Source organism: Mesorhizobium sp. M0028 (genome assembly GCF_040323855.1).
Classification (GTDB): domain Bacteria; phylum Pseudomonadota; class Alphaproteobacteria; order Rhizobiales; family Rhizobiaceae; genus Mesorhizobium.
The window spans coordinates 450,105-475,854 of sequence record NZ_JAMYVG010000001.1 but is presented as its reverse complement, the minus strand read 5'-3'; the positions used below and the strand labels follow the sequence as shown (position 1 = coordinate 475,854).

The 25,750-nt window shown below is 62.1% G+C and carries 30 protein-coding genes; 2 read left to right on the top strand and 28 right to left on the bottom strand.

Annotated elements, in window-relative coordinates; translation table 11 throughout:
- Position 1 precedes the first annotated feature (1 nt).
- The 18 genes from NKJ93_RS02420 to NKJ93_RS02335 all read right to left on the bottom strand — a co-directional run bounded on the left by NKJ93_RS02420 (position 2) and on the right by NKJ93_RS02335 (position 16,551).
- Positions 2-685: a hypothetical protein gene (locus NKJ93_RS02420; protein ID WP_352587447.1), complete on the bottom strand. Its 684-nt coding sequence runs from the start codon at positions 683-685 to the stop codon at positions 2-4.
- Between the two features lie 11 nt (positions 686-696).
- Positions 697-1,278, bottom strand: coding sequence for a hypothetical protein (locus NKJ93_RS02415; protein ID WP_352587444.1), 582 nt, complete (start codon positions 1,276-1,278; stop codon positions 697-699).
- The gene (locus tag NKJ93_RS02410; RefSeq protein WP_352587441.1) at positions 1,278-2,693 is read right to left on the bottom strand and encodes a hypothetical protein; all 1,416 of its coding nucleotides are present in this window, start codon (positions 2,691-2,693) and stop codon (positions 1,278-1,280) included. The genes NKJ93_RS02415 and NKJ93_RS02410 overlap by 1 nt, the downstream gene beginning before the upstream one ends.
- Positions 2,693-4,810, bottom strand: a complete 2,118-nt coding sequence (locus NKJ93_RS02405) for a hypothetical protein (protein WP_352587439.1) — start codon at positions 4,808-4,810, stop codon at positions 2,693-2,695. The genes NKJ93_RS02410 and NKJ93_RS02405 overlap by 1 nt, the downstream gene beginning before the upstream one ends.
- A 10-nt stretch (positions 4,811-4,820) precedes the next feature.
- A complete protein-coding gene (locus NKJ93_RS02400) occupies positions 4,821-6,497 on the bottom strand; it encodes a hypothetical protein (RefSeq protein ID WP_352587436.1) in 1,677 nt (558 codons plus the stop codon).
- Positions 6,497-7,243 (bottom strand): hypothetical protein, encoded by a 747-nt coding sequence (locus tag NKJ93_RS02395; protein ID WP_352587434.1) that lies wholly within the window; start codon positions 7,241-7,243, stop codon positions 6,497-6,499. Before NKJ93_RS02395 ends, NKJ93_RS02400 begins: the two co-directional genes overlap by 1 nt.
- A 9-nt stretch (positions 7,244-7,252) precedes the next feature.
- Positions 7,253-7,765, bottom strand: coding sequence for a hypothetical protein (locus tag NKJ93_RS02390; RefSeq protein WP_352587431.1), 513 nt, complete (start codon positions 7,763-7,765; stop codon positions 7,253-7,255).
- Between the two features lie 106 nt (positions 7,766-7,871).
- Positions 7,872-8,585, bottom strand: coding sequence for a hypothetical protein (locus NKJ93_RS02385; protein ID WP_352587428.1), 714 nt, complete (start codon positions 8,583-8,585; stop codon positions 7,872-7,874).
- A 74-nt stretch (positions 8,586-8,659) separates the two neighbouring features.
- Positions 8,660-9,442 (bottom strand): N4-gp56 family major capsid protein, encoded by a 783-nt coding sequence (locus tag NKJ93_RS02380; protein WP_352587425.1) that lies wholly within the window; start codon positions 9,440-9,442, stop codon positions 8,660-8,662.
- A gap of 155 nt (positions 9,443-9,597) precedes the next feature.
- Positions 9,598-10,158: a hypothetical protein gene (locus tag NKJ93_RS02375; protein WP_352587422.1), complete on the bottom strand. Its 561-nt coding sequence runs from the start codon at positions 10,156-10,158 to the stop codon at positions 9,598-9,600.
- A 78-nt stretch (positions 10,159-10,236) separates the two neighbouring features.
- Positions 10,237-10,575 (bottom strand): phage capsid family protein, encoded by a 339-nt coding sequence (locus NKJ93_RS02370; protein WP_352587419.1) that lies wholly within the window; start codon positions 10,573-10,575, stop codon positions 10,237-10,239.
- 16 nt (positions 10,576-10,591) lie between these two features.
- Positions 10,592-11,668: a hypothetical protein gene (locus tag NKJ93_RS02365; protein ID WP_352587416.1), complete on the bottom strand. Its 1,077-nt coding sequence runs from the start codon at positions 11,666-11,668 to the stop codon at positions 10,592-10,594.
- 139 nt (positions 11,669-11,807) lie between these two features.
- Complete coding sequence (locus NKJ93_RS02360) at positions 11,808-12,299, bottom strand: hypothetical protein (RefSeq protein WP_352587414.1); 492 nt, start codon at positions 12,297-12,299, stop codon at positions 11,808-11,810.
- Between the two features lie 38 nt (positions 12,300-12,337).
- On the bottom strand, positions 12,338-12,841 hold the full coding sequence (locus NKJ93_RS02355) for a hypothetical protein (RefSeq protein WP_352587412.1): 504 nt from the start codon (positions 12,839-12,841) through the stop codon (positions 12,338-12,340).
- 19 nt (positions 12,842-12,860) lie between these two features.
- On the bottom strand, positions 12,861-14,795 hold the full coding sequence (locus tag NKJ93_RS02350) for a portal protein (protein ID WP_352587410.1): 1,935 nt from the start codon (positions 14,793-14,795) through the stop codon (positions 12,861-12,863).
- A 5-nt stretch (positions 14,796-14,800) separates the two neighbouring features.
- On the bottom strand, positions 14,801-15,463 hold the full coding sequence (locus tag NKJ93_RS02345) for a hypothetical protein (RefSeq protein WP_352587407.1): 663 nt from the start codon (positions 15,461-15,463) through the stop codon (positions 14,801-14,803).
- A 125-nt stretch (positions 15,464-15,588) separates the two neighbouring features.
- The gene (locus NKJ93_RS02340) at positions 15,589-15,951 is read right to left on the bottom strand and encodes a hypothetical protein (RefSeq protein ID WP_352587404.1); all 363 of its coding nucleotides are present in this window, start codon (positions 15,949-15,951) and stop codon (positions 15,589-15,591) included.
- A gap of 12 nt (positions 15,952-15,963) precedes the next feature.
- Positions 15,964-16,551 carry a hypothetical protein gene (locus tag NKJ93_RS02335; RefSeq protein WP_352587401.1) on the bottom strand — a complete coding sequence of 196 codons (588 nt, stop codon included), beginning with the start codon at positions 16,549-16,551 and terminating at the stop codon, positions 15,964-15,966.
- 159 nt (positions 16,552-16,710) lie between these two features.
- Between NKJ93_RS02335 and NKJ93_RS02330 the strand changes: the two genes are divergently transcribed.
- Together NKJ93_RS02330 and NKJ93_RS02325 are read left to right on the top strand one after the other, a co-directional pair.
- The gene (locus NKJ93_RS02330; RefSeq protein ID WP_352587398.1) at positions 16,711-16,875 is read left to right on the top strand and encodes a hypothetical protein; all 165 of its coding nucleotides are present in this window, start codon (positions 16,711-16,713) and stop codon (positions 16,873-16,875) included.
- Positions 16,872-17,684 (top strand): class I SAM-dependent methyltransferase, encoded by an 813-nt coding sequence (locus NKJ93_RS02325; protein WP_352587395.1) that lies wholly within the window; start codon positions 16,872-16,874, stop codon positions 17,682-17,684. Before NKJ93_RS02330 ends, NKJ93_RS02325 begins: the two co-directional genes overlap by 4 nt.
- Here the strand turns inward: NKJ93_RS02325 and NKJ93_RS02320 are convergent.
- The 10 genes from NKJ93_RS02320 to nusG all read right to left on the bottom strand — a co-directional run bounded on the left by NKJ93_RS02320 (position 17,671) and on the right by nusG (position 25,749).
- Positions 17,671-19,686, bottom strand: a complete 2,016-nt coding sequence (locus tag NKJ93_RS02320) for a hypothetical protein (RefSeq protein ID WP_352587393.1) — start codon at positions 19,684-19,686, stop codon at positions 17,671-17,673. The genes NKJ93_RS02325 and NKJ93_RS02320 overlap by 14 nt on opposite strands.
- Before the next feature lie 471 nt (positions 19,687-20,157).
- Entirely contained in the window at positions 20,158-21,741 is a 1,584-nt protein-coding gene (gene terL / locus NKJ93_RS02315; RefSeq protein WP_352587390.1) for a phage terminase large subunit, read from the bottom strand.
- Positions 21,695-22,387 (bottom strand): terminase small subunit, encoded by a 693-nt coding sequence (locus NKJ93_RS02310; protein WP_352587387.1) that lies wholly within the window; start codon positions 22,385-22,387, stop codon positions 21,695-21,697. The genes terL and NKJ93_RS02310 overlap by 47 nt, the downstream gene beginning before the upstream one ends.
- Positions 22,314-22,946 carry a GIY-YIG nuclease family protein gene (locus NKJ93_RS02305; RefSeq protein WP_352587384.1) on the bottom strand — a complete coding sequence of 211 codons (633 nt, stop codon included), beginning with the start codon at positions 22,944-22,946 and terminating at the stop codon, positions 22,314-22,316. Before NKJ93_RS02305 ends, NKJ93_RS02310 begins: the two co-directional genes overlap by 74 nt.
- A 7-nt stretch (positions 22,947-22,953) precedes the next feature.
- Positions 22,954-23,340 carry a hypothetical protein gene (locus NKJ93_RS02300; RefSeq protein ID WP_352587381.1) on the bottom strand — a complete coding sequence of 129 codons (387 nt, stop codon included), beginning with the start codon at positions 23,338-23,340 and terminating at the stop codon, positions 22,954-22,956.
- 81 nt (positions 23,341-23,421) lie between these two features.
- A complete protein-coding gene (locus tag NKJ93_RS02295) occupies positions 23,422-23,733 on the bottom strand; it encodes a hypothetical protein (protein ID WP_352587378.1) in 312 nt (103 codons plus the stop codon).
- Between the two features lie 342 nt (positions 23,734-24,075).
- Entirely contained in the window at positions 24,076-24,558 is a 483-nt protein-coding gene (locus tag NKJ93_RS02290; protein WP_352587375.1) for a hypothetical protein, read from the bottom strand.
- Positions 24,559-24,596: 38 nt separating this feature from the next.
- Entirely contained in the window at positions 24,597-24,770 is a 174-nt protein-coding gene (locus tag NKJ93_RS02285) for a hypothetical protein (RefSeq protein WP_352587372.1), read from the bottom strand.
- Positions 24,767-25,213: a hypothetical protein gene (locus tag NKJ93_RS02280; RefSeq protein ID WP_352587369.1), complete on the bottom strand. Its 447-nt coding sequence runs from the start codon at positions 25,211-25,213 to the stop codon at positions 24,767-24,769. The genes NKJ93_RS02285 and NKJ93_RS02280 overlap by 4 nt, the downstream gene beginning before the upstream one ends.
- Entirely contained in the window at positions 25,213-25,749 is a 537-nt protein-coding gene (gene nusG, locus NKJ93_RS02275; protein ID WP_352587366.1) for a transcription termination/antitermination protein NusG, read from the bottom strand. The genes NKJ93_RS02280 and nusG overlap by 1 nt, the downstream gene beginning before the upstream one ends.
- Position 25,750 lies beyond the last annotated feature (1 nt).

Genomic DNA, 25,750 nt, shown 5'->3' with positions numbered 1-25,750 from the left:
GTTAGCGGAAGGACGCGACGATATTGGCGTGGTTTCGACTGCCGCCAGATGTCGGGGTCAGGGTCGAATTGAATGCGCGAGGCGTTTCGTCGACCAGCGGCAGATAGAAGCCGCCGGATGCCATGCGATTGACGCCCCGCACGGCCTGCTCGAAGTCTTGCGATGTGCCGGTGAGATCGCAGGTGAGCGGGTTCCAGGCCGCTGTCATGGCAAAAAACACGACGCCAGATGCCACAACATCGCAATCGGCATCGATGGACTCCGACACCGACGTGCCGCCATTGACCTGGCTGTCGAGTGCCACTTCCGACACAAGATTGATCACCCGGTAGGTGAAGATATCCGGCCTATCGACATTGCCGGAATAGGTCGTGGCAATGTCCACCGTGGCACCGGTCGGCACCAAGGCTGAAATCAGCGCAAAGCCAAATTCCGGGCGCGGCGCGGCGGCAGCGGTGAACGATGTCTGCGAATGGATGGTGGCGGCCACACCGCCAATGGTCGCTGACGAAAGCGTCTCGGGAGACGCCGAAATCCAGTTGATCCAGGCAAAGACACGTCTGCCGGCATAGTCAGCGCCGGCCGGGCAAGCCGGCGTGAGGTGCGATGTGGCAGTCACAACGGCAGTCGTCGTGAACCCCTCATAGTCGCACTCGACCGCAACGCTGCCTGCCCCATCGATCATGATGAACTGCATCAGGCCGGCACGCGGCTGTATTTGATGGTGAAGCTCATGCCGGAGCACACCGCATTGGCCGAGATCGTCACCGAGATATCCGTGCCGGCCGCCGCGACATTGGCCGTGGCTTGAGCCTGTGTATCTTCGACCGAGGAAACCGCGTTGGCCGTGCCGCCAAGGGCAACGCCGTCGATCTTGAATGCTGCGGTGCAGGTGCCGGATATACTCTTCGTCACCGTTTCGACGATGGTGAGGCCGAACGGGACCTTGACCACCAGCAGATAGGTGCCATCGAGCGGTGTCTGGATGATGCCGCTGATCGCGTCGATGCCGGCCATGGCGTCGGCATAGGCTTTGACGCTCTGTTGCGTCGGCACCATCGTATCGCTGTTCGATACCATGTTGTCTTCGTCGACAACGGCGGTCGCCAGCAGTGCACCGGCTGCCGTGATTTGCGCCGTGGTCGGCGGGACGTTGGTATTGTCGACATTGACCACGTTTTGCGACATGGCGAACGCCGTCAGCCAGTCGATGATGGCGATGATGTCCTTGCCGTTGTCGCCGGTCAGGCGCGGCGGCTGCGGGACCTTGTCGGCCATCAGTGCCCGATCGCCTCGGTCTTGACGCCAGCGCCGATCAGCTGGACGTCGCAGTCGGACGAGCAGGTTATTTCGAACTGGAAGGTCGAGCCGATGCCGAAGGCGCCAAACTCGACCATCTGCAAACGATGTCCGGCCTTGCCCAGGCCGCGGCGGATGCGGGTGCCGAACGGCTTGCCGTCGCGGCTGCAGCGCACGCTGATCTGCGGATCGAAGGTATTGGAGCCGATGCCGCGCTTGAGTTGCAGGCGCAGCCCCTTGACCTGCACCTGGTTGCCGGAGGCCATGTGCGAGGTCCGGACCAGCCAGCGCTGCGTCGCGCCGTCATGGCTGAAGGTGCCGGTCTGCAGTTCGTAGATCTTGCCCTCGCCGCCGATGAAAATGCGGTCCCACAGCCGCCAATGCGACCAGCCAGGCCAGCGGATCGGCGTTCCGGTCAGATCGTCCCAGCCGTAGAGCATCGACCAGCGTCGGTTCTTGTAGTCGAACAGGAACGTCAAGCCCTTGGTTCCATAAGGATTTGTCGCCATCGGCGCTTGCAGCAGCAGGAACTTTTGACCCAGCACATGCATTGGCTTGTCGGGAAACCCGCCGATCCAGGCATCGGTCCAGTCGTCGATCTGCTCGAAGAACAGGCCGATTGCCGACGACACGACTTCCGAAATCTGTCCCGAAAAGCGCACCAGTTCGGTTTGGCTGTTCATGGTCCATACCGCATTGTCGGCAAAGATCATGGCATAGGGCAGAGAAACGCCCTCGCCGATCGACCAGCGGCGGAAGAACGGCACGTCGGCGCCGGGGTTGCGCTCGAACTGCTCGATCGAGGCCAAGCCAGAGAGCATGATTTCGCGGAAAGGCGTGACGATCATGGCGTTGATGTTGTCGGCGCTGCCGTCGGCGGCAAAGGTGTCGAGCGGATCCCACTGGTCCGGTGTTCCGGCACCCGAGTGATAGAAGCGCCCGGAGTTGACCTCGGCTGCGATGGTAAAGCCGTCGAGCCAGCCGACATGCGAGGCGAGCGGCGCGTCGACGCTCAAAAGCTCGGTCTTGTCGGTGCGCAGCCGGATGATCGGCCCGCCGGCCGCCATGTCCAGTTCGCGGTCGGTCTTGGAGAATATGGTGCGCCGTCCGCCAGAGACCGGCACGCCGGGGATGCGAAACACCCCGCCTGCCCGATTGACGCGATAGACCGCGCCCTTGCTGGTCGATGCGATCAGATCGCCGTTGAGGTCGTTGAGGTAGACCCGGCCATTGTCGGCGAGCTCGGCGAACTCGACAAAGCCCGGAAACCTGATCTGCACGCCCTGATCGTTGAGAAAGCCGTTCTCCATCGCCGTCTGGTAACCGATGACCGAGTCCGGGTCGGCATTGGCATAGACCGGCTTGTCGATTGGTAGTGGGGTCCAGTCTTCCATCAGGACGACACGACCTCGACCTCGACGGTCCATTCGACGGTCTGCGCCGTATTGCCGGTGACGCGCAACTCGATCTCAAAGCCGTTGGGGACAAATTCGACGTTCCACGCGCTGTCGCTCTGATGCGGCGGACGAAGATGCTTGATCACTGATGCCGTATGGCTTCCGGACTGTGCGCCGCTGGTATTGACCGCCGCGCCGCCCTTGGTCGCGGAGAACTGAAACGTGCCGGCAGCAATCGATGTGGCAATCACATAGTAGGTGACGCCAGCGGTTATACCTGTCGGAAGCGCGCCACTGGTGTTGAATACGACCGGATCGCCAGCGACGAGGCCGTGGTTGGCCCAACTGACGACGCCAGGCGAAGCGATTGTGACCGTGATCGGACTGCCGGCGAGGACCGCATTGGCGGCAACAAGCGCGCCATTGGCAAGCGCTGAACCGCCCGAACCATCGGCGATCAGTTCGTTGTCGACGAAGACGCCGTCAATGTCCTGCAGGGTCAGCGTGCCAGTGGCACCGCCGTCGGCGTCGGCTGTGATGCGCCCGGTGGCGCCTGATGTGGCGCCGGTCAGCACGTTACCGACGGTGAAGTTGCCGGTCTGCGTGTCGTAGGCCAGCGCCGAGCCGGCGCGCTTGGCAGAGACCGCGACGAAATAGAAGCCGTCATTGATGCCGTTTTGCTGGCGGCCGACGACCTTGGCGGTGAGAAACACGCGCTGACCGGGATCGAGCGCGATCGCCCATGCCTTGGTGGCGCCGTTCGATGTGGTGAGGCCATAGCTCTGGCCCTTGTCGGTGGTGCGCTCGCGCAGCCATGACGTCGCGGTGCCGGCGAAGGTGACGTCGTTGATCTCGCGGCAGTCGAGCGCCAGCACGTTGTTGCCGGGGCTGGTCAAGGTGATGTCGACATCGTCGATCTCGACGCCTTCGAAGACGACGTTTTCCAGCGTATCGGCAAGGTTGATTTCGCCGCCGGAAATCCGACCGCGCAGGAAATGGATGTTGGCGACGCTGTTGTCTTCGTCGAGCGGCGTGGCGTCGGCAATGTCGATGTCGACCGTATTGCCGGTGAACACCGGGTCGATGATGGTGATGCCGCGGGCGCCGACGATCTTCAGACCGGTGCCGGTGTTGGTGTCGAACTCGACGCCTTCCAGCGTGATCTGGCCGCACGGCGCGTCGATGTACTGGACGTCGAGGCCGGTGATCGAGCAGAGATCGATGCGACCGCCGATCCAGCGGACGTTACCCAGCCGCTTGCCAAGGCCGGAATCGCCGGCATCGGTATCGCCGTGCAGTTTCGAGCCATCGGCGCAGTCGGACACGAAGAGCTTGTTCCAGACGATGTTTTCGCCGCCGCGAATGTGCTTTGAGGCGGCAAAGCGCTTGATCTCGACATCGTCGAGCACGATCTGGTCGCGGGCGACGGAATAGACGCCGACCGATCCGGCCACGACTGAGATGCCGTCAAGCGTCAGCCGCGAGAGGCCGGCGCGATCACCGGCAATGGTGCAGACGCGACTGGCCTGGTTGCATTGCAGCGTGGTGGCGCCCCTGCCCTGCCCGCGCAGCACGACGTTTTCGGCCAGCGAGAACGGATTGACCGGGTAGAAGCCTTCCGGCGTTTCGACGAAGCCGCCGCCGGCAGCACCAGCGACGCCCAAGGCGGTCTGCAAGGTCGCCGTATTGGTCGCGGCCGAGGCGCCGACAGCACCGACGGGGAGGAACTCACCAGAGTCGCGCACGTCGATACGCCTGCCGAGATATTCGGCCAGCGTGTGCTCGGCGCCGCCAGACCGCACGGTGACCAGAAGCTCGCTGCCGTCCTCGTCCTCGAGCGTGTCGAGCGGCGGCCGGATCACGCCGGTCTGGTCGACGCTGTCGATCTGCAATTCCACCGCCTGCCCGACATAGAGTGGTGCGGCCCACTTGCCGTAGGAGATGTCGTTTTCGACGTGCTCGATCAAGGTCTGCGGATTGGCGGCGACATTGAGCAGGTTCTCGTCGGAATAGACCGTGGCAAGGTTGTCCGTCCCGGCGCGCACGATGGTGACCGTCGCCAGGCCATAGCCAGGGCGCCACGTATCGAACTCGGAAAGACGGATGGATGCCATGGGTTTTTGCCTATTCGTAGAGGATGTTGACCTTGCCGGCGTCGAAGGTGTCGGTGCCGCCGACGGTGGTCAGGCGCAGCCGATCGAGTGTCGCGCTAAGCGATTTCGAGCCGCCGCCGAAGGTCACGATCGTGGTGTCGGACCGGCTGCCTGTTGTCGATGCGACCCAAGTGTTGGTTGAAGCGTCGAGCAGGGTGAGCGTCATGCTGCCGTGCATCACATTCGCTGCGGCGTGGTTTCCAACGATGCCAAAGCCGGTGGTGTAGGCTGCGGAGTCGGTGGTGTCAGAACCCGTGATCCGCCCCGCGGTGCCGAGATAGCCGCTCGCCTCAATGCCGCCGCTGTCGCCGATCTGGACGATCGGCGCCGAGGTGCCGGAGGTGGAAAGACCAGACCATGACAGGGTGATCTTCCTGGTGCCGTCGGGAATGGCGGTGTAATCGATCGAGGTTCCGGATGTCGTCGCCGCCGGCGTGCCGATGCCACCGCCCCATTCGGGCGCCGTGGCGCCGGGGTTCATGCGCAGCCTTTGGCCTGCAGCACCTTTCGGAATGCGGGTGTAGGCCTTGGCGCCAGAGAGATAGAGCAGATCGCCGGCCGCAGTCGAAGCGGGCAGCGCGACAAAGAGCTTCTGCGCCGCGCCGTCGCCGATCACCAGGACGTTGTCGTCGGTGTCCCATTGCGCATCGCCTTCGGCGGTCGGCGTCGGCGTAGCGCTCTGTTTCAGGACCAGCGTCGGTTGGTTGAGGCTGTTGAACGTCAGTTCGCCACTGGCGCGCTGATAGCGGGTGCAGACCCAATTGCCGGCGCCGAGCGAGCGCAGCCGGATGATATCGCCGGCAGCACCAACGATGTTGACTGAGCCCGGCAGGATCAGGCTGGTCGCATTGTGGGTGAAGGTCGGCGTGCCGGTGAGCGTGAGCTCGCGCTCGATGCCTGCTGCCATTGTGCCGAACGAGGTGATCGTTGCGCCGCCGGTGAGGTTGCCGGTGCGCCCGGTCATGGTCGAGAGATCGGTGGTGGTGCCCGACGACAGGTTGGCCGCGACCACAGCCGCATCGTCGTTCATCTCGAGCGGCGTGCGGTTTTCGTACTGCGTGTTGCCGGCGTTGCGCCGGACATAGTCGAGCGCCACGGGAACCGTCGGCATTTCGGCATTGGAGGCGGTCGCAGCACTTGCTGCCGCGGCTGCGGCACTGGCTGCTGCCGCCACTGCGGCGGCGCTGGCAACCGCGGAGATCGGCGAAATCTCGACCATGATGACGAGATTGCCGGCCAGAATGTCGGCGGCGAGCGAGACGGCGAGGTAATCGTTGGTGACGACATAGACGTCGCCGGTCAGGCTGTCGCGCACCAGGTCGGACGAGGAATAGATCGTGGCGGCAAGGTAATTGCCCTTGTAGGTGCCGCGAACCTGGATGACGCCGGTATCGTGCGATGCGACAGAGGCGCCGCTGATTTCGGCAATCACCGGATCCGAGATATAGACCGGCGCCTCGAACTTGCCGTCACCGTCGAGCGTCTGCGGGTTTCTCGCCGTGGTCGAGCCGGTCGGGCCAGCATAGAGCGTGGCCAGCGTCGTCAGCTTGGCGCCGTTGATGTCGACATTGAAGAACGTCGCGGTCGCGCCGACATAGATCGGGTTGGCCAGTTGGAAATCGGGGATCGCGCTGCGCAGGCTGGCCATCAGCAATCCTCCATTCCAAAGGGTTCGACGGTGGGCGGTTCGGTGTCGTGCTCGCGGTTCTCGAAGGCTTCGAGCGCGCCGCGCGCCTTGAGTTCTTCGCGCTCGAAGCGGGCAAGGCTCGCCTCCGGCAGTTTGACGACGGCGCCGCCGCCGATGTCGACGCACAATTTGTAGGTCAGCCAGCGCTGCCATGCCTGGCGAAACAGCGTCTCGACCGAGTCCTGCGGCCTGGTGCCGCTGACGCCGGCTGGCGCGACATTGGGCGCATAGCTCTGGAAGTCCAGCACGATGGTCCAGACGTCGGTGTCTGTCGCCTCGATGCTCGGATAGGTGTAGAGCGTCGGATCGGGCAGCCGGTCGATATAGACCTCGCAAGGCGTGCCGGTGGTCGAGAGCAACGACTTTTCCAGCCATGTGTCGCGCGCCACGATGGTCAGCGGCGTGCGGTTGCCGTCGGCGTCTTCCAGCCATGCCGCGACCGGGAACTGGAACCCATCGTCGGGAAACGCCGTGATCTCGTCGGAAAGGAGATAGGTCTGCTGGCCAGCAACCAGCGTCAGCCGGATGCTGGCCGGGATCAGGAAGAACAGCCGGGTCGTGCCGGCGACTTCCGCCATGACCATGTCGAGCCAAAACAGCGCCTCGCGCAGATCCTCGCCGTCGGGCGCGCTCTCCGTGGTCGGGAACTTCCCGATCATGCGAAGCGCGCGCTCGCAGATTTCCTTGGCTTTGAGGACGCGCGACATTTTTCGCGCTTACGCCGCGTCTTCGTCGTCGGCCGGCGGCGTCCATTCGTCCGGATTGGCCTCATTGACGCTGTTGACCTTCTTGCGCTCGGCGATCGCCGCCACGATGAAGGCGATCATGGCCTCGCGGTCACCACTCTCGGCGATCTTCTCGCCGCCGGGAAACTCGACGGCGCGCAGCCAAAGCGCCTGATCGTGCAGATCATGGAAATTGGCGATGGTCTCGTCGGGCGCGAGTTTCAGTTTCTCGCCGGCCTGCAACTCGTCGGGCTGCTTGGGCACGCCGCGCCATGGCAGCACGGTGCCGTTGGCGTCGGTCAGCTTGAACGCGGTGCTGATCTTGAGGAACTTGACGGCGATCTCGCGCGGCATCTTGTTGGGCTTGCCGGGCACGAACTTGATCGTGCGCACGACGCCATCGACCAGCATGTCGTGCTCGCGCGGCCCGCCGCTCGGCGTCGCGGTCATGTCGAGGACGAACATCATGCCGTCGTCTGTCTTCTTCACGGTTTCCGTGGTCATTGGTCTGGTTCCTGTTGCGGGGAGCATGGGGAATTGGAGCGGAGGGGCAGCCGGGCATCCATGGGTAGATGCCCGGCCCCCCGCATCCGGTCGCGTAGGAGGAAAACTACGCGGCCAGAAGGTAAGGCAGGTGGATGAAGCCCTTGCCGGTGTCGGCACCGGCCGAGGTGGTGACAGTGATGGACTTGCCTGCCATCGACACATTGCCTTCCGGCGCATCGTCGCCGGCATTGGCCGAGTCCAGTACTTTAAACAGCGCCCCCATGGTGTCGGCGGTCGCGATGACCGACGCCTTGACAAGCGCGGCTGCCGCGACCGAAAGGCCGTCGATATAGCCATCGGCGTCACCGGTGTCGGTCGAGAGCGTGCCGACGTCTATGGTTGCGGCGGCATCGAGGGCCGTGACGTTGACGAACGGCGTCGGCAGCATCAGGCCCGAAGGCACGGTGAAGCCGGTCGCTGTCTCGGTCGCGGCGGTAATGTCTGCCGCGGCCCACGGGATCACCATGCACTGGTTACGGCCCGTCCCGACGAGGATTTCATTCGGACCGGACGGCTTGACGTTCTTCACCACGATGAACTGGCCGCCGGGCGCCTGGATATAGAGGTCGACCAGGAGCACGGTTTCCGCGGTGAAGAAGTTGATGAAGCCGCGCGTCAGCGAGATCGGGTTGGCAAGCGCCGCCCCATCCACATCCTTCAGCGTGGCTTTCAGCGCATCGCCGTTGACGGCAACAAAGGCTTTGCCGCCTGCGGTGATGATCGCCTCGAGGGTGTTCGCATCCTTCAACTGGATGCGGTATTCGAGTTGACGAAGCATTTTCGTAGTCTCCGAAAATGGGATTGAAGGGGACCGGGCAGACCATCCGCCCGGTCGCGATCACGGGTGGCGGATTAAGCCGCGGCGGCGGTCTTGACGGCGATCGTGCCGAAGTCCTCGCGGTTGTTCGAATCGTAGATCGACTTGAACTGAGGCTTCAGCATGCCGATCTTGCGGCCAGAACCGATGCCCGGCCGGTTGCCGTAGTCGGTCTTGTCGCTTTCACGCCAGAAGGTGTTGCCGATCGTGGCAATGCCGCCGGCCTGGGCGCCGAGATAGAGCGCCTGCGCACCATCGATCAGACCGCCGGCGCCCCACTTCGAGGCCGAAGCGAGGCCAGACGTGTTGAACACCTTGTTGTGCTGATAGATGATGGTGCCGTCGATCGTCGCCATGGCGCCGGTGAACAGCTTGTTGTCGGAGCCGGTCTTTTCGGCGGTCCGCATGATGGTCTGGTAGGTCGGGTCGAGCACCAGGTCGCGGCGCTGACGCGGATGGATGACCATCACATAGTAGCTGCGGCCGCCCGAGCGGATCGGGCGAAGACGCTTTTCAGCGGCCTGCGTGTTGGCGCGCACGATGACCGACCACGACATCTTGTCCGACGAGGTGATCGAGCCTTCGCTCGTCGCAGCGCCAGCATAGAGGATGCGGTTGGTCGAGGGAGCGGCAACGTCGGCACCGAAGCGCAGCGAGGGAAGCTGCGAGCCGGTGCGGGTCGCACCATTCGTCTTCAAAGTATAGGCGCGGCCAGACAAAGTAAGAAACATGAGTTCGTCCATCTTGTCAGACAGCCAGAACGCCAGCTTTTCCTTGGACTGCGCGCGGAACCGGATGACGGTGGCTTGTTCTGCCATCTCCGTGATGTTCAACCGAGGCTCGCTATTTCCTCGGCCCGTCGGCGCTCATCCTTGGTGCGCCGACCGCTGCATGTCGCCATGCAGACCAGACTATATCATCACCCTTCGTGCCAAGGGTGCTCTGCACTTTGGGCCGCTTGGCCCTACTCCCTTTACGGGATAGTCGTTGAACCTTCTCTCAATTTGTGGGCGCAGATACCGCCGTTCCGGTGCTTGCTCAGATTGCAGTTGTAGCAAAGCACCTGAAGGTCAGGAGGGAAGCCGTTGCGGATGATCCAGGCATAGAAATTATAGGACCATCGTTCGCCGCGGTTCTTCCTGCGAAACTCAGCACCGTCCTCAAGTTTGTGGTCGATGGTGAGCATGCTCGGTTCTGTCTCGCCGCAACAGGTGCAGATGAAGCCGCCATAGGCAGCGAACACTTGCACTTTGTGCTTGTCGTAACGCGTCTTCTTGACCGCCTTGCGTTCGTCCAATGTACGATCGCGCCAGCGTTTGAGGGCGTCACGATAGCGTTGCGGGTCATTTGCCCGTAACCGGCGCTCCTTGGCCGCAGCCTTGATCCGATGGCAGATGAGGCAGGTGTGCTGCCTGTAGTTCTGGCCACGCGAATTCTTGGCATAGACGGGAGCGAATTCGTCGAGCGGTTTTACGTCGCCGCACGACTTGCACTTTCGTTCAGATTGAGAGCTTGGCTGCTGATTGTCTGCCATGTGAACATAATAGGAACATATGGCAGAGTTTCCAGCAATTCACAGAGTTTTCATCGGCCGGTTACCCGACCGAGGGGCTTAATAGTGCAAACCCTTGGACTTAGTTCCGTGACGCAATTGGTCGATGCGGATGACCTGCGCGTCGTTGATCATGGACTCTTCGTTGCCGTCGAGTTCATTGTCGCCGACGACGCCGTCGCCCTGAAGGTCCTGCACGAGCTGCATGACGCATTCGAGGCCGCGCTCGGTCTCGGTGAGCTTCGTCACCCGCTGGATGACGGAGTTCATGTCGGAATCGGACTTGCCGATATAGCCGTTGGCAAACCAGAACGACTCGTCGCGGCCGGCTTGCCATGTTTCTGCGGCCCACACTCGTTTCTGAGCGATGGTGAGGGCGCCGAAGTCAGTAGCGGACATTGAAGTCCTCCTATTTCTAGGTGGTGATGCCGAGGAAGCGTTGTCGCGTCGCGATCGGCAAAGCTGCCAGATCGTCGTCGCTCATGTTTTCGATGGAGGATTCCGAGATCACTTCGCCTGCGGAACCTGTCATCGACGCCACGTTCGGGGGCATATCCCCTTGCATGGCGATTTTGGCTGCCCGTGCCGCAGCTTCTGGGCTGAGGCCGGGGGCGGCAGGTGTGGCCGGTGCTGGCGCCGGGGTAGCTCCTGGGATCGCCAGCGTCTTGCCCGTCAGCAGCGGGCCGTACTTATCGGACAGTTCGGCGACACGTTCGCGCAGCCGCAGGTTGCCAATGGGCCCCTTCGGCAGTTCGACACGTTCGGCGGCGAAGGATTCCTTGGCTTTTGTAACCAAGTAGTCAAAATCCGTGTCGCTTTCGATCGCCGCCAGATACGGGTGCTTCGCCTCGAGGTCAGCGGTGAGCTGGTCGAGATAAAGGTCCGCCGTCGCCGGCTGCTGTTGCGTCTGCTTCGGGACCTTGGCGAGAAGGATTTCCTCGCGGATCGACTGCTCCTGGTTGTCAAGAGCCCGCCTCTGCGTCGTCAAATCGGCGTAGGAGAGTTCTCCAGCGTCGTATTTCCTTGCAAGGGCATCGATCTGCGTGCCGACCGCGATGAGGCGGTCTGCGGCGGCTGGCTGGGCCGGTGCGGCAGGTGTTGCCACTGGTCCAGGTGCCGCCGGTCCTCTCACTTTCAGCGCTTCGACCTGTCCGGAAAGATAGGCGTTCTGGCGAGCCAGTTCGTCGTTCTTGCCAAGCACTTCGTCGAAGCGAGCCTTCGGGATCACGGCGGGAGCGGGTTGCTCCTGCTGTGCCGCAGGCTTTGCTGGTGCGCCCGGCTCGGCTGCTGCTGCCGGTGTTTCTTTCCCTGGCTCCAGTGTCGCGGCTGGCTTGGCCTCCTCGGCTTGAGCGGCTGCCTTGGCGTTTTGGAGTTCGAGATCGTCGAGATCGTCGGATACAATCACCGCCGGCTGTGGTGCCGGGGCTGGTGCTGCAGCCGGGTCTACGACTGTTTCGGGCGCAATAAGGTCCTGTCCGAGTAGATCGGCCATAGTCTTCATCTCCTGTCGCGTGATGGTGCGGAAACGCCCGTGAAGTCGGCGGCACTTCGATCCTGTATCGCCGGATCATGCGGAAGACGCCCGTTAAAGCCGGCGGCGCTCTTGCCTCGATACCGTCGAGGCGCGGTCGTCAGTGCGCGGTAGGCTGCTGCCCCTGCGCACGCTTGAAGGTTTGGCCTTCGGCCGGGTCGATCACGTCGACCATCAGCTTTTTCAAGGTCTGCCACGCGCTTTCGCAGCGCTGGCCCCACGATTCGCGGCCGGACAGCATGACGTCGGCGAAATCGAACTCCTCGCCCTCGCCAAACTGCCATTCGATGGTGAACTGCGGATCCCCGTCGGCGTCGACGAAGATGATGCACATGCGATGGTATTCCGCATGGATCAGAAGCACTGAGTTGCCCGGCACCGGATGCGTGAACACCATCACCCATGCGCCGTCATGGTGCAGTTCGCGATTGAGCAGGGAGAGCAGGTCACGGGCAAACATCATCTGGTCGGGCGCGAGCTCCGGCGAGCCGGGGTTGTGGTCGATGAAGTCGCCATTGTCGCGCTGGATGATGGCGTAGTGCCAGCCCTGCCCGCCTTCGAGCACGGCTTCGCGCTCGAAGCGCCGCAGCATGAACGGCGTGATCAGACGCTCGTCGGTAAGGCGGTGCATCACTTCTTGGCCTTGGCCTTCGGGTCGGTGTCGGCGATGGAAATGTCCACATCGACCGGCTTGTCATCATCCGGAAGACCGGTGACGGCTTCCTTCCACTCCGTGTCAATGTCGCCGCCGAGCGGATCGGCTGGCGCGGTTGGGGTCACGGGCTCTTCGACCTGATTTTCCGGGCCGGGTTCTACCGGCTCCTGAAATTCACCGTCTTCGACCGGGTGAACCTCTTCGAACACTGGCGGCAGGTCGTTCAGCCCTGTGATGTCAGCGACGTCCTTCTTGGCGTCATCCAGCGTCGCAGACAGGTTTTCGAGTTCCGGGCTGACGGGGGGCAGTTCGATCCGGTCAACCAGACTGCGGTGGGAAACGCCGATGACGTCACCTGTCTCGATATTGAGCGTGCGGCCGGGGCGGATGGTGTGCGTCCGGCCGTCATGCGTCGTGACGATGACGTCGCGCTCGGATTCGGGCTTCTCAAGATTGACGATCTGCACTTTGCGGGACATTGCGGTTTCCTCTCAGGGTTTAGCCGGCCGGCGGGGCGGCAGGCGGTGGCAGTGGTGGAGCACCGGGCGCCCCTGGGGGCGGCGCGCCTGGTGCACCGGGTGGTTGCATGCCTTGCAGGGCCTTGAACCGTTCGATCCATTCGGACTTGCGCGGCAGCGACGACATGTCGACGATCAGGTCGGCAAAGGCCGGAAGCGCCGGGCCGATCGCTGGGCCCATCTTTTCCAGCAGGGTCATCATCTCTTCGAACTGCGCATTGGCGAATGTCGCCGAAAGCGGCTGCTCGTCGACGATGGCGGAATATTTTCCCACCGTGATGTCGTTGAGGATGCGCTTGACGCCGCTGGCCGGGTCGGTCTGCATCTGGTTGATCAGCACCTGCGTGAACTTGCCGTCCTCGCCGAGCACCCTGTACATGCGCTTTTCGGTGTAGTGGTTCTGGAAGCATTCGAGATGCTTACCGCCCAGGATCGTCTTGGAGCGCGAGAAATTGTCCATGTAGAGCTGGATGGCGATGACCGCCTGGCGCTGCCTCGCCTCGATCGCCCTGCCCGACTGCACCCGGTCGAGCTCGCCAAGTGCGCTCTCGTTGATGCCGGAGATGGTGCGGATGTCGTCCTGCGCCTTCTGTTCCAGGCGCTCATGCGCCATGGCAGGCGCGGCCGGCGACATCTGCTTGGGCTCGTGCTCGCCCTTCCACTTCATCATGTAGCCTGGCGAGGCGCCGAAGTTCTTGAGCTTGCGCTCCTGCACCGGGTCGAGGCTCGACTCGTGATAGGACCAGCCGCCGTTCGAAAGCTTCGACGTCACCTCGACCTCGACCGAGCGGCGCTTGTTCTTCTCCTTCTGCGGGTCGATCAGATCCTCGACCGCGCCGCGCGTCATGCCGCGGCGGAAATACGGGAAGTAGCCGGCGATCGAATAGGTGTCGTAGGGCGACGGCTTGTCGTGCAGCAGCATGTCGCCGACCATCGTCGTGCACTGCAGCCTGGTGACCTGGCGGCGCTCGACGATCAGCGGATTGCCGACCGACTGGCCGTAATAGATGATCTTCTCGATCCGGTCCCGGCCCCAATCGAGCGGCAGCACCTTCTTGTCGCCGGTCTCGAGGTCGATGCAGACATTGCGCTGCTCGGTGACGCGGTGCTCTGACTGGATGATCTTGATCGTCTTGCGGTAGGTGTCGACGAAATCGCCCATGGTGCCGTAGAAACTATCCCACCATTCGTTGGCGTTCTCGTCGCGCTGGCCGAAGGTGCGAACCGGCGTCACCTCGTCGCCGACCATCATCGATGTGACCGGGGCTACCGGCGTGGCGCCCTGCGTGAAGGGACGCACCAGCCCTGCCACCGCCTTGCCGAACGTGCCTTCGATCTCGTCGATCGAGACCATCTTGGCGGTCTGTATGAAGGCGGCCGAATCGTTGAGGTCGTAGGTGTCGCAATCCGGGTCGATGTAGGTCGCGAACGGATCCTGCGCCGTGGTGCTGATCTCGCCGAGATCGTTCTTCTCGAAGTCCAGCACGGTCTTGTAGAAGCCGCGGCCGGCGACGATACCGTCGAGGAACACCTCGCCATCGACGAATTTTAGGCCGCAGCCGATGGCGACGCTCTTTTCCAGGCGGCTCAACACCTCGGCAATCTCGTCGCTCGAGCGCGAATCCGAGCCTGGCTTGTACTCGATGTCGGTCTTGTTGTTGGCTTGGTAGCCGAGAATGAGGCGGACCAGCGGCGCAATGACGTTGAAGGTCAGCGCCGGCCGCTTCTGCGCCGCCATGTCGGCCAGCGCCTTGGCTGTCCACTGGCGCCCCTCGAAGAAATCGACCGCCACCTTGGCGCCTTCGGCCCATTTGTTGTGAGCCCACGACGCGCGCTGATGCCGTTCGGCAAGGAGCATGACTTTCGTCTGGTCCTGCTCCGGCAGTTTGTTGGTCGGGGTTGGGCCGTATTTCATGCGAGCTATGCGGCTCCTACGCCTTGGAGATAAGCCAGATTTGCCGCGCGCAGCGCCGCCCATTCCACTGCTGTCAGACCGCTTGCGGCGAAAGCCACCGCGATCTGGCGGGCCGAGAAGCTGGCGCCACCGGTGCCCACGACAAACGTGCCATTGGAGAACCCGCCTGACGCGCGAACTTTGTTCGTCACGGTGGCGTTCTTGATGATGTCGAAATCGGTGCTGGCGCGCCGCGTCCAGCCGTACATGCCGAGCGAGTCCGCAACCGCTGTGCTGTCCGTTCCGGCCGCATTTGAGGAAACCACAAGCGAGCCGCCTGCATTCCTGCCGATCGCATAGGCGCTCACACTGGTGAGCGTTCCGATGTCGATGTACGCGCTATTCGAAGCGTCGGTGAGCGACCACACGCCCAAGGCACAACTATCCTGAGCCAACCCGGTGATCGCGTTCAGCGCCGTGCCTGACGTCAAATAGCTCGACGTGCCGTTGCCCTGGTAGCCGCGATCCGCAGTGAATGTCGGGGCGCTGACTTCCGAGAGATTGTAAGCGTCTTGCTTCCAATTGCGCTGCGCTGCCTGAGCATTGGCTGCGGCAAGGACATAATCGGCCTTGAGCTTGGTCCAGACCCCAGCCGCGATCAGTGCCTTGATTCGGTTGTTGATCAGCACCTTGCGAGCTTCGGTCGGCGGCGTGGTAAACCGGGCAAAGAGCGCCTGTGCCTCAGCGGTATAGTTCCGCCGCCTCACCAAGGGGCTGGCTATGAGGAGCCTCCGGAACGGGCGACGGGCAAAGATCATAGAGAGCGCGAGATGACCGTGAGCGTCCGGTCGGCGCCCTGGTTGACCGCAGAGCCGCCGGTCCCCGACCTGAACTTGATCGAGTTGAAGCCGGCAAAAACGCCCATGTCGAGATAGACATGGTGAGCCGCAACCACGGTCAGCGCATACTCTGTGCCGTCCGGCGCGTAGAGGTCGGCGAAGTTCTCGCCATCAACGCTGACGGAGAAGGTCATTGAGGCTGCGGTCCATGCCGCCGGCATAACGATGCCGACCAGATGCAGGCCGCCGAGGTCGACAGCCGCCGACAGCGACCCGCCGTTGGCGATCAGGGCTGTGGTCTTGGCGACCTCGAACGGCCGCCCTTCTGGGCGTATCATTGCGATCTCTCCTTACGAGAGGCGATAGACGACGAAGGTGTCGGCCGCCGAACGCCGTGCCCGGAAGGTGCCGGAACCGGAGATGATCGTGGCGTCGGTCAGCGCGCCGACAGTCGGGTTGCCAACGATCGTCACGCCGGTATTGACGGTGATCGTGGCATCGTCCGAGGCGCCGGTGCCGGTGTTGATCAGCGTGAAATCGAAGCTGTCGCCCGTGGCAATGCCGGGCAGTGCCGCCTCGATCAGCGCACCGGTGGGAAGCTGATGCACGGATGGGGCAGTCACGCCGGTCGTGGTGATGAGGCCGGCAATCAGTTCGGCAGCGGTGATCGCCGCAGTGACGGTCTTGGCGGCAGGGACGGCCTGGGCTTTGAGGAAGAAGGGGCTGGTGGTCACCAGCGTCCAATCGGTATTGGTCAGCCCGGTCGACATGTAGAAGTCCTGGCCGGCCGTATCGAAGTGCCACTTGCCGATGAAAGTCGGTGTCACCACGCCGACCGGCGACGCAGCGCTGGTCGAGTAGCTCATATTGTCCTTGATGTCCTTGCCATCGACGTGCCAGGCCGAGCCGAAGACGGCGTCGTAAGCAGATTCCGACATGGGCATTTGCGTATCTCCATGGGTTTTCGCGCCCTCGCGGGCAGGTTGCAGGTGTAAACTTTCTGTGATTTAACGGACCAAGACATCCACAAACATCTTGTGATTGGGGCTTTCATGGTTCGCTCATCTGGCGACGTCATCGATTTGGACGAAACACGCTTGGCCACATGGCTGGGCGATAAGATCGACAACTATCTGGCGTCACCGCCGGACATGGATTTCACCTTTGGCTATCTCGCGGGATTGGCGGATTGCTACGCCCACATTCGAGGTGATGACGCTCGTGTCCAAAGCGCGCTGGCCCTTGTCAGAGGTGGCAAATGAGGCGCGACGACGTTTTCGTTTATGCCGACCAGCCAAACAAGCGGCTCGTCTATGTTGGGCGCCCCGCCGACGAAGGCTATTGGGATGATCACTGGTCCGGCGACGAGGCCGCAAAAGCAGTTCGGCGCAAGGATCGTTTCGTCGTCAAAGAGACGGCGGCGAGATTGCCCAAGGGGTCGAAGGTTGTCGACGGCGGCTGCGGTCTGGCGCAGACTGTGTTCGGCCTTCACCACTCAGGTTTTGACGCCTATGGCATCGATTACGCCCCGAAAACCGTGGATCTCGTGCGGCGCGTGGCTCCTGAACTGAAAATATCACTCGGCGACGTTCGCGATCTGCGGCAATTCGCCGATGAATATTTTGACGGCTTTTGGTCGCTTGGCGTCATTGAGCACTTTTACGACGGCTATGACCAAATTGTATCCGAGATGTACCGCCTCATCTGCCCCGGCGGCTACGCCTTCGTCACCGTCCCGTCGATGTCGCCGCTGCGCCGCTTGAAGGCGAAGCTTGGTTTCTATCCATCTATCGTCGGCCGCGATACCGCCGGTTTCTACCAGTTCATCCTGTCGCCGAGGTCCATCGTCCAGGAGTTCGAAGAGCACGGCTTCCGATTTGTCTCATCCAAGCCGCGCGGCGGCTTCAAGGGCCTGAAGGATGAGGCCGGGTTCCTCCGCGCGCCCTTGCAGACGTTTTACGAGATGAAGCACCCTGTCGCCCGCATTATCAGGACGGGGTTGGACATACTGATCAGCCCATTCAGCTTCCACACCCGGCTTTATGTGTTCCAGAAGCCTAGAATTCGATGAAATCGACGGTGAAACCAAGGCCGGAGATCGCCACGCCGGTCCCGCCCACATTCGATGTCAGTTGCAGTATGTCGCCGGGTTCCATGTAGGCGCCGGCAGGACTGGCGGTCACGCCGCCGTCGCGATAGACCGAAGCGGTGAAGCCGGTTGTCGTGGTGTCGATCGTAGACACTGTAGTCGGGACGCCCGCCCGATAGCGCCGCAGCAGAAGGCTCCGATAGTTTGTCGGGTCCGCCACGACGGCCGCGGTTGTCTGGTAGCTCACACGAGTGATCAGGGTCCGGCGCCGGGCGACGAAGACGCTCTTGTTCACCACGCCAGTCGCAGCCAGGTCGCCTACTTCTGGCGCGATGCTCTCACCATAGATATATTTCTGAACATCGCCGTTGAAGGCCACTGTACCGCGAACCCGGTTGTTCTTGCCCCAGCGCACAGAGTAGGGCGTGAGCATGTACTCCCAGCGAACAGCGCCGTTGATCGGGCGCCAGACTGCCGTCCCGTCCGCAATGCGCAAATCGGTGCCGGTTGGCCCGACCGTTGCCGCCGACGTGCCGGCCGTCATGCAGATGAAATAGGCCGCGCCATTCTTCACGACATTATCGACGACGTAGGCAGTGCTACCGGCCCATGTCGCAGCCAGAGCGGACCCGTCATCAAGTTCGTTGAGTCCCGTCGTGGTCGGGCCGGTCGCAGCGGCCGAATATCCCTCTGCGACCGCCTTATAGAAGTTGCCGCCGTTGGTTCGAATGGCGTTCTTCTTGTAGAACGTATTGGCAGCCCACGCCGCGATAGTCGTGCTGTCACCGGTGAGCGTGACGGTGCCTTCGATATCGCAATCATCCACGACGGCTCGGCAGGCGCGCGTTTCCATGCCGGTGATCGTGAGGTCGCTGTCGGTGCCGCCGAGCGTGTTGTTGCCCTTGGTCATCAGGCCCTTGACGACAGCGCGCGAAGCCGCCGAGATTTTGACGCCACCGCGTTGCGCGCCCTCGACCCGCATTCCATCGATCTGGGCATCAAGATCAGAATATGCGATCTGGTCTGCCGTAGCCGCCGATGACCGCATATCCACAGCGGCATAGGTAGCCGACGACAGCCCACCGCGAAGCGTGACGTTCTTAAGTACAAGGCCCGTCGCTTCTAGAACCTGAATAAATCCAGCGTCGTCGAGGTAAATGTTATCAAGCGTTATGTCTTGGACTGGAGCGGCGCCGGCATGATTGCCAGCTGCCCAATCCCAACCGATGAAGAACGACGGGCTGTTGACCGCATCGCCGATCTGATAGCCGGTGATGTTGCTCAGGATGATGCGCTTGCCGACCTGGAAATTCCTGACCGGCGCGTTCACGACGTATTCCGCGTAGGTCTCGGGCGTCGTCGTCTTGTAGTTTACGAGGGCAATCGTTCCGGTAAAATAGCAGCAGAAGTCACCGATCGAAGCATCGATCTGATCGTTGATGTCGATGCACTGCTTGGTTCTGTCTGTGCCCTCGAAGATGCCGCTGCGGATGACAACCCGCTTCGACGGGCCGTCGAGATCGATCGCTTCGGAAAAGTCCTTGAAGATGAAGTTGGTCATAACGAAATTTTCGCAAAAGCGAACGTTGTAACCGCCCGTCATCTTGTCGTGGCGATGGCCGGTGACCTGAATATTTTTGCTGTTGTCCAGATGCGCGAAGTATCCGCGACGGGTCCCCGTCGAGTGTCCTATCGTATAGGTAAAGCGCAGGCCATCGACGCCGACAATATAAAATCCGCGCTGGTTGGAGTTAACCGCATCGGTGTTGTTGTTGCTGTCGAACGATATGCCGACGAAATTGATGTCCTTGATTGTGCCGACCGTCATGTTCTTGTCGGTGGCAAACATCGGCTGCACATCGCCAGATACCAAGCCTACCGTATGGCTGACTTGGCGCAGTACTGCACCCATGCCGGAGAACGTGACGTTGCTGTGCTGAACCGCGATCGAGCGGAACACCAGGTTCCCGGTCAGGTTCCGCATATAGTATGGCGACACGTTTCCGGCCGTCAGCTTGTAGTTGCCGGCGGGGAACTTGACATCTGCCGGGCCGCCAAGCGCTTCCGCTTGCTGAACAAACGACGTGTTGTTGGTGCCGGTAGGCGCCACGTCGTCATGCACAGCGCCAAGGCTGGTCACCAGACGCCCGAGGTCCGTGAGTTCCTGCAGGTTGGTGCGAACGGTGCCGCCGATTGAGCGCCAGTCGACCGCACCGCCGTCCGTCGCCCAATCGGCTGTCGTCAGTCCCTTTGACGTGTAGAAAATCTTCGCGACCGTATCGAATGCAACCTGCCCGACGAACTCAGGAACGACGAGATTGATTGGCGAGGCGGCCAGTTCGACATAGGCAAAACGCTTCCTGATCTCGGTGCCACCGACGTGCCAACCGTTGCCGAAAATCTCGTCATAGCTCTTTGGTGAAATCGCCATTTAGGCTTGGTCTTCTCCTGGTTTCTAGGCTGTTTCCCAGCCGCCGCCGGCCATCTCGCCCTCGATGTCCTGCATCCACTTGGGCAGTTCGGTCTCTTCGTCTGGCATCGGGAAGGCGATAGGCATGTCTTCGTCGAGGATCCGCGCCATGCAGTCGAGCATGTCGTCATGGGCGCTGACCGGGAATGCGGTGTATTCTTCCTGGACGAAGGCGCGGACCAGATTGACCGCCTTGCCCTCATAGTCGGTCTTGACCAGGCTTTCGGGCAGATAGACCTGACCGCTCTCGAACTTCGGCACCAAGCGCTTGATGCGGTCTTCCTTGGCCATCGAGCCGCCGAGCGCGATGATCTCGAAGCGGTAGTTCTCGTCGTCCATCTTGGTCTTGTGGTGCTCGATGTCGGCCTGCAGGCCGTATTCTTCGTAGCCGACGACCCGCGGCTTCCACTGGCGATGCAGGCGGAAGAGCGTCTTTTGCCGCTCCGTCAGGTTGAGCCGGTCGCGGACCATGTCGAGGACGTAGTAGTTGCCGTCGCCGCCGACGCCGATCACCATCATCGTGGTGTAGTCGCTGGACTTCTTCTTCTTCGAAGCCGGGTCGACCAGGAGGTAGACGTTGAGGTTGTGCGCCCGCGTCGCCGGCCAGTATTTGAGCCATTCCTCCTTGAACCCCTGCTGCCGATCGGCGACGGGATTGAGGAGCATCTGCGCGCCGAAGGTGTATGGACCTTGCAGGCGGCGCTTGTCGGCCAGCGCAGTCGACGACAGCAGCACAGCCTTGGAAAAATCCTCGGAGCCGTCCGACGTGCACGGATGGGTGCGGGCTGGTATGCCGCGCTCGACCATCACCGAGTAGGTGTCGAACAGATGGTAGCGGGTGCCGATGGTGCGGACCCAGCCGCCATCGGTGCCAAGGTTATCCGAGAGTTCCCACGCCGCGGTCGTCTTCAGGATCATCTCGGGCGTGCCGACCGATTCCCTCGTCACCACGTCGTCGTACACCCGGATGAAATAGTGCTTGCCGGTGGGCTGGCCGTCGACCAGGCCGTGTGCCTCGACGGTTGCTTCCTTCGGGTTGGTCTTGCGCCGGAAGATCAGGCCATCGTCTTCCGACCACTTTGGCGCGTCGTATTGCGGGTTGGGCCACAGCACGTCGGGGAACAGTGCCTTGAGCTCTTCGTTCTGCTCGACCTCGAACTTGATCTGGCGCAGGAAGGCTTTCGCCGTCGGCCGGTTGAACGACAGGATGCCGACCGTCACCTCGCGCCCGCCGTAGCGCGCCTCCGGATCGTCGCCATGGCTGGCAAGGATATCCTGCAGCGACAGGCCGAAGGTGATCAGCGTCGACTTGTAGTGCTCGCGTGCCCACAGATCGAGGTTGCCGTTCGGGCTGCGCTCGACGTCGCGGCAGCGATCGAACAACCAGTCGCGGTTGATGTCCTTGCGCTTGCAGCCGACGGTCAGCAGATAGAACAGGTCGTTCCGGCACAGCCAGCGCTTGGCCTGCGTCAGGTGAAACTCGGACTTGCGTGCTGCGGCCTCGAGAAAGCGGCCGTAGAACTCAATTGACCCGAGGCGTGTCGTCGGTAGCCGCTCGCGGGAGAGCATCTCCGAAGATCTCCGTCAATTCGGTGCGAACCTGTGTGATCTGCACATCGATATGATTGATCGTGACATTGACGGCGGGAGGAACCTTGCCGTCGCCGTCGAACAGCCCGAGGTGCTTGCCCATATCGACCAGCGCCGCGCGCTTATCGTGAAGCTTGATCTTGAGCCCGCCCTTTTCGGTCTGGCTGATCTCCGAAATGCAACTGGCCGCCTCGTCCGACAGATCGTCACTGTTGATCAACGCAACCTCATTCGTGATGGCGAGCCGCTGCTCGCCTGTCTCTTCATCCTCGACCATCGCCGTGACCTGCGAGCGCCAGTGCACCACGTTGCGGATGTCGGAAAAGCCGATCTTCGCCAGTTCTGTCAGCACGCGCTCGGCCGTAACGCCGGTGACCGCCGACCGTTTCTGCTGCGCTTCTGCGAGCGCGGCACCTACGTCAACATTGGTCAACAGACGCTGGCCCTGCGATTTTGCCGTCTTCGCGCTGTAGCCTGCCCGCATCGCGGCCTGCGTCGCATTGAGATCGATCAGGTATTCTTCGACGAATCGTGCCTGCTTTGGTGTGAGGTCAGGCATGGAGACCATCGAACAAAGCGGGATATTTCGAGATGATGAACCTGATGGTGTGAAGCGTGTCGTCACTCGGATCATCGATGAGCGCTTGCCGGCATTTGGCCACAAGGCGAGCGTCCAGCGTGTCTTGCAGATCACGGTCGAAGGCGCGAGCGAATTCGGGGCCGCGCAGTTTTTCCTGTTCCATACGAGCGCGAATCGCGTCGCCTGCTGCTGTGTTGCCGATGCGGTCGCAACTGTAGAGGACACGGCGATACGTGCGGAGCAGGCCGGTTGGCGTTTCTGACCGCTTTACGCGAGTGGTTCCGCCCGGCTCGATGTTGAGAAGATCAGCGCCGGCCGCCCGATAAAATGCGATCCAGTGCCGCTCCCGCTTTTCCCAGTCATCGGTCCACTCGATAATGTCCATGACAGGGCGGTGTCCGGCCGAGCGCAATTCCATCACCCAACGGCTGACCGGATAGATTGCACGCTTGCCGGGGAACGTATGGCCTTCGAGCCGCTTGGCAGGGCTGATAGTCTTGCCGACGTAGCGAACTGCGCCGTCTTGATCCTTGAGCACATAGATCGCGGTCAGGCCCGCCTTGTGACCCTTGGTGAACCTGCCCTTGTTGTCGTGGTTGGACACGGGAGCGTCAGGCCACTATGGAGGCTGGGCCGGCGACGGCGCCAAGCATGTGGCTGGCGGTCTGGCGATCCGTATCCTCGAGCACGCCGCAATCGCAATCGGACCGAACGGGAGCGACCGCCTTGAGGTACGTGCAATCTGGATGGTGGTGCAGCGGGGCGGACCGCACACCGCGCGGCGGCTCCGGTGGCAGATCGAACCGCGACACGGTGCGGCCCGCTTCGTTCATGACGTAGACGGTGCCGCCCCATAGGCCAGCGATGAACGTGTCGCCGACGCGAATTTCGAGGGCGCCGAGATTGCCAGCGACCGGGTGATGCGTGATGCGCTCGCCCTGGTACAGGTGCTCGATCGGCGGGATGACGGAATGGTCGATGTGCTTGACGGTGAACATTGGTGCGGTCTCCTGCGTGCTGCTGCGAAAATACCGCCGGCTTGTTGAAGGCCGGCGGCTGGGGTCAAAACTCTCTACGGGTCAGCCTGCCGCGATGTGCGGATCGATATGGCTGAACGTGTCGGCGGCGGTGCGGAACGGTGCCAGCGGACGATTGGCGCGGATAAAGCCGGCCTTGTGGGCGTCGATCGGTTGTCGGAGATCGGCGCGTTTGGCGGTGGGCGCAACCTCATCGAAGACGAAGACGGGCATACTGGCCAAGTCGGGCGCCTGCCATGATGCGACGGTGACGCCGGCGCCATAGTCGAGGCTCGGCGACGGTGCGGCGAAGAACATCAGCGCGGCGGCAACGGCCAGACACGCGAACGGCATGAGCATGCGGGATATTCGCATAGCGGTCTCCATGGGGTTTGAGGCTTTCCGCATGTACGGCCCGCATGCGGTCGGTGCCGGGACCGGACGTTAGAAGCCTTGGCTTCCATTGTCCGCCCGGCTCCCTTTCGGGAGATGGTTGCGGGGGCAGGATTCGAACCTGCGGCCTTTAGGTTATGAGCCTAACGAGCTACCGGGCTGCTCCACCCCGACTTATGGAATTGCTACGCTGCCACCGGGAGAGCGTGCTCAATCCCGATGGGGACAAATGCTAGTCGCTCGGCCCCGAAGGGCTGCGGTCTGGTCAGCAAGTCATCCCGATCGGAGAGTTAAACTGATTTGCATTGTGCTGCAAGGGGTTGGCTATTCGATGAGAGTGTAGCCATCCTCGAACTCTTTCGACGGGGACCACGACGCATAGCCGCCGTCGTAGAGGACGAAGTATCCCTTATCGTCGTCGGTGCCGGCGTAGCGCTTGTGCCAATGCTTGGGGACCGACAATGGCCGACAATTGTCACCGACAGGAATGATCTTGGTGACGACGCCGGCCTCCGAGATGATCACACTGGCGATCTTGAAGGCGCTCACCTGCTTGTGGCACTGGTAGCGAGGCATTTCGGCTGAGGTTGGCATTTCTGCCGGAAGGCCATCAACCATGTGCCGCACCATCGCCGTGGCCTGCGTCGCATCGAACAGATTGGTCCCGACTGGCTCATGCTTCCTCGGGAACGCGGTGTGCTCGTTGAAGGTCTTCTCGAAACTGATGCCCCCATCTGGGTTGAATTCTTCCGGCAAGCGCCATGTGAGGAAGCGGGAAACCATGTGCTTGATTTGGTCTTCGGTCATCTAGCTAGTCCTTCTGGTGTTGCCATTCGTTTTGGCTGCTACGCATTCCCAGGCTTGGTGATCTGCCATTCGCCGTTCGGCAGGAGCGTGTGCCGCTCACACCAGATGCAGCCGGCCTTTGCTGCCTCTTCCGCCGCGTCGCCTTCCTTGTCGCAGCGCGGCGGACCTTGGCAGACTATGACTTGCGGCAGGTCGTCCTGATCGTCGTTCATGCCGCATCGAGGGGTTGCACAGATGGCTCAAAATCGCCGCACCAGTCGTTTGGCTGCGTCGTCGGCCATTGGGCGCGTCCCTCTGTGCTCACCCCCGGCGCATGCCTGAGACAGTCGCTTGGCCATGCACCAGTTTTCCAGAAGCGGCAGGACTTGCAGGTAGGTTCCGGCTCGACCTTTGACGGCTCGGGCATGGGTACTTCGCATTTGACCCACAAGGCTTTGCCGCCAGCGTCGATCTCTCCTTCAAGGCTAAGCCGGTCCTGCGAGACGCTGAACCATGGGCTGTCGCTCGGCGTGTAGAAGTAGCGCGGGGTCTGGTCGATGCCCTTCCATTCGGTGTCGAGTTTGGTGATCGTCTTGCCCGTGAAGACGACACCGTACTCGTTGGTGAAGGTAACCTTGTCCCCGGTCTTGAACTTTGGGGCGGTCATGATGCGCATCACGCCGCCTCGATGAACGCTTCCTCGATCCGCGTCACCGTATCGGACCCAAACATGCGGGCGATGATGACGCGGACAGAGCCGGGACGGGTCTTGCCGTCCTTGAACGTAGCGATGGCGCCGGCAAGCGGACCGTCGATGATCAGGATCCGGTCGCCGGCGATATAGCCGTCACCGCCGCGGCGCTTGCCCTGGTCGAATGCTCCCGCCTCGCATTTCTCGCGCAGCTGCTTGATCGCCATGTCGTCGACAAAGACCGGGCGCGGCGCGTTGAGCGGCTTGACGATCGCATCGAAGTGGCGGCAGCGCCTTCTGTCGTGCAATTTGGTGAAGTCGTCGCCGGCCAGCCGGCCGAACAGATAGCCAGGCAGCAGCGGCAGCACGATCTCCCGGCGCCGGCCCTTGGTGTGGCGCACCAGCGTCCAGCGCGCATAGGTCGGGAGGAAGTGCTCGATGCCCAGCGCCTTCATCTCCTCGGCGCAGTTGAACTCGCCACGGAACGTCGGCTTGATCACGTACCAGTGTGGAATCTTCATG

Coding starts and splice junctions, on each gene's coding strand:
- NKJ93_RS02420 (WP_352587447.1), bottom strand. CDS start 685: ATGATCGATGGGGCAGGCAGCGTTGCGGTCGAGTGCGACTATGAGGGG.
- NKJ93_RS02415 (WP_352587444.1), bottom strand. CDS start 1,278: ATGGCCGACAAGGTCCCGCAGCCGCCGCGCCTGACCGGCGACAACGGC.
- NKJ93_RS02410 (WP_352587441.1), bottom strand. CDS start 2,693: ATGGAAGACTGGACCCCACTACCAATCGACAAGCCGGTCTATGCCAAT.
- NKJ93_RS02405 (WP_352587439.1), bottom strand. CDS start 4,810: ATGGCATCCATCCGTCTTTCCGAGTTCGATACGTGGCGCCCTGGCTAT.
- NKJ93_RS02400 (WP_352587436.1), bottom strand. CDS start 6,497: ATGGCCAGCCTGCGCAGCGCGATCCCCGATTTCCAACTGGCCAACCCG.
- NKJ93_RS02395 (WP_352587434.1), bottom strand. CDS start 7,243: ATGTCGCGCGTCCTCAAAGCCAAGGAAATCTGCGAGCGCGCGCTTCGC.
- NKJ93_RS02390 (WP_352587431.1), bottom strand. CDS start 7,765: ATGACCACGGAAACCGTGAAGAAGACAGACGACGGCATGATGTTCGTC.
- NKJ93_RS02385 (WP_352587428.1), bottom strand. CDS start 8,585: ATGCTTCGTCAACTCGAATACCGCATCCAGTTGAAGGATGCGAACACC.
- NKJ93_RS02380 (WP_352587425.1), bottom strand. CDS start 9,442: ATGGCAGAACAAGCCACCGTCATCCGGTTCCGCGCGCAGTCCAAGGAA.
- NKJ93_RS02375 (WP_352587422.1), bottom strand. CDS start 10,158: ATGGCAGACAATCAGCAGCCAAGCTCTCAATCTGAACGAAAGTGCAAG.
- NKJ93_RS02370 (WP_352587419.1), bottom strand. CDS start 10,575: ATGTCCGCTACTGACTTCGGCGCCCTCACCATCGCTCAGAAACGAGTG.
- NKJ93_RS02365 (WP_352587416.1), bottom strand. CDS start 11,668: ATGGCCGATCTACTCGGACAGGACCTTATTGCGCCCGAAACAGTCGTA.
- NKJ93_RS02360 (WP_352587414.1), bottom strand. CDS start 12,299: ATGCTGCGGCGCTTCGAGCGCGAAGCCGTGCTCGAAGGCGGGCAGGGC.
- NKJ93_RS02355 (WP_352587412.1), bottom strand. CDS start 12,841: ATGTCCCGCAAAGTGCAGATCGTCAATCTTGAGAAGCCCGAATCCGAG.
- NKJ93_RS02350 (WP_352587410.1), bottom strand. CDS start 14,795: ATGAAATACGGCCCAACCCCGACCAACAAACTGCCGGAGCAGGACCAG.
- NKJ93_RS02340 (WP_352587404.1), bottom strand. CDS start 15,951: ATGATACGCCCAGAAGGGCGGCCGTTCGAGGTCGCCAAGACCACAGCC.
- NKJ93_RS02335 (WP_352587401.1), bottom strand. CDS start 16,551: ATGTCGGAATCTGCTTACGACGCCGTCTTCGGCTCGGCCTGGCACGTC.
- NKJ93_RS02325 (WP_352587395.1), top strand. CDS start 16,872: ATGAGGCGCGACGACGTTTTCGTTTATGCCGACCAGCCAAACAAGCGG.
- NKJ93_RS02320 (WP_352587393.1), bottom strand. CDS start 19,686: ATGCGGAACCTGACCGGGAACCTGGTGTTCCGCTCGATCGCGGTTCAG.
- terL (WP_352587390.1), bottom strand. CDS start 21,741: ATGCTCTCCCGCGAGCGGCTACCGACGACACGCCTCGGGTCAATTGAG.
- NKJ93_RS02300 (WP_352587381.1), bottom strand. CDS start 23,340: ATGTTCACCGTCAAGCACATCGACCATTCCGTCATCCCGCCGATCGAG.
- NKJ93_RS02295 (WP_352587378.1), bottom strand. CDS start 23,733: ATGCGAATATCCCGCATGCTCATGCCGTTCGCGTGTCTGGCCGTTGCC.
- NKJ93_RS02290 (WP_352587375.1), bottom strand. CDS start 24,558: ATGACCGAAGACCAAATCAAGCACATGGTTTCCCGCTTCCTCACATGG.
- NKJ93_RS02285 (WP_352587372.1), bottom strand. CDS start 24,770: ATGAACGACGATCAGGACGACCTGCCGCAAGTCATAGTCTGCCAAGGT.
- NKJ93_RS02280 (WP_352587369.1), bottom strand. CDS start 25,213: ATGCGCATCATGACCGCCCCAAAGTTCAAGACCGGGGACAAGGTTACC.
- nusG (WP_352587366.1), bottom strand. CDS start 25,749: ATGAAGATTCCACACTGGTACGTGATCAAGCCGACGTTCCGTGGCGAG.